The organism is Maritimimonas sp. 2210JD6-3 (genome assembly GCF_056591795.1).
Genome location: NZ_JBWQOJ010000086.1, coordinates 1 through 1,530 on the forward strand (window position 1 = coordinate 1; position 1,530 = coordinate 1,530).

The window sequence follows — 1,530 nt, forward strand, 5'->3', positions numbered from 1 at the left end:
CCACACATTTGAAAAAAACAGAATTCATAGAAAATCCAGAAGTCATTTTATCAAGGGAATTTGATATAAAATCAACCTCTTTTGGCGGAATTTTTATTGGAGAAAATATTCAAAAACTTAATGGACAAGAAATATCTGAATACTATGATAATGAAGATAAGAATCAAAATCTGAAAATAAGAAACGGTTGGGTTTTAATGGACAACGGAATTCAATATGTTATAGAAAATGGTTTTGTGAAAATGATACGCGTAAAAGAAAACGGACTGAAAAGATTTGTCGATTTTGATAAAAAGCGGATTAAGGAATTGATTGGAAAACCAAACAGAATTAAAAATGACGGTATAATGTGGGTTTGGGATTACGTTGTTGAGGCAAAAGTTCATCATTACAAAAAGAAAAAACTAAAAATACATTACTCGACCGAAAACGGAAAAGTATGCGAATTAGAAATCGGATAAATTATGAGTAGAATATTAGGATTAGATTTAGGAACCAATTCAATTGGTTGGGCTTTAATCGAAAATAGGAATGTTGTAGAAATGGGAGTAAGTTTATTTCCAGAAAGAGCAAGCACAACGCAGAATGTAAAATCAAAAACGACTGAATTATTAGCTGTCATCAGAAAAAACAGACAGTTAATTTCTCTGACAACATTAACAATATTTCTATTTATGTTGGCAATTTTAATGCCTGTGTTTTGGCAATTTTGGACGAATCTTGCAATAGCTGGTATTTATACTATTTTGACAATTAAAAGAAAAAAATAAGGAATTGTGAATTGCTTTGAGATTGCGAAAAAAACGTGTGGCAACAACGTATATAGCTCATAGCTAATTAGTTGCTTGATTAAAAGTTAAGGCATATTTGCAAGTCCGCCAAATTTTTTAATTTGGCTTATTGAAAAGAAAAGGTGATAAGAAAATTAAAAAATCCGGCTCGTGCTTAACCGAAAATTTATCGCTAATTTGCACGCTACGAGCCATATACAAGACCGTTGTAATGCATTTGACAAAACTGACCGAAAAATGAAAGAAGTTGATAAAATAGCGTTTATTGAAACTAAAAACGGACAAATTTTAAGCACAAAATCTAAAGGTAAATCAAAATATTATATCCCAGGAGGAAAAAGAGAATTAGGTGAAACTGACGAACAGACTCTTGAGAGAGAAATATTGGAGGAATTAGACGTTCGAATAAAAAGTGAGACAATTAAATATGTTGGGACTTTCAAAGCTCAATCTGACGGAGCAAAAGAAGGTGTTTTAGTTAAAATGACTTGTTATAAAGCAGAATATGACGGAATTTTAAGCCCGAAAAGCGAAATTGAAGAAATAAGGTGGTTGAATTATAAAGACTTGAACATTATATCTGAAGTGGACAAAAAAATATTTGGATTCCTCAAAAAAAATGATGAACTGAAATAAAAACGCATTACAACAATGTATAACCGCAATTACGGCGGATTCGACTATGTCCGAATCCACTCGTAATTGCTAACGTCAGTGCTTAACCAAAAATAGTAATTTA

General features: G+C 31.4%; 3 protein-coding genes. All 3 read left to right on the plus strand.

What is annotated here, in order from left to right; genetic code table 11:
* Positions 1-461 (plus strand): hypothetical protein (locus AC1EUY_RS16055; protein WP_480196565.1); only part of this gene is annotated, 461 nt, incomplete at its 5' end.
* Between the two features lie 3 nt (positions 462-464).
* Positions 465-770 (plus strand): hypothetical protein, encoded by a 306-nt coding sequence (locus AC1EUY_RS16060; protein WP_480196566.1) that lies wholly within the window; start codon positions 465-467, stop codon positions 768-770.
* A 258-nt stretch (positions 771-1,028) separates the two neighbouring features.
* A complete protein-coding gene (locus AC1EUY_RS16065) occupies positions 1,029-1,427 on the plus strand; it encodes an NUDIX hydrolase (protein WP_480196567.1) in 399 nt (132 codons plus the stop codon).
* Positions 1,428-1,530: the final 103 nt, after the last annotated feature.

Excerpts from the sequence above, each read along its gene's own strand:
- AC1EUY_RS16060 (WP_480196566.1), top strand. The coding sequence starts at position 465 with ATGAGTAGAATATTAGGATTAGATTTAGGAACCAATTCAATTGGTTGG.
- AC1EUY_RS16065 (WP_480196567.1), top strand. The coding sequence starts at position 1,029 with ATGAAAGAAGTTGATAAAATAGCGTTTATTGAAACTAAAAACGGACAA.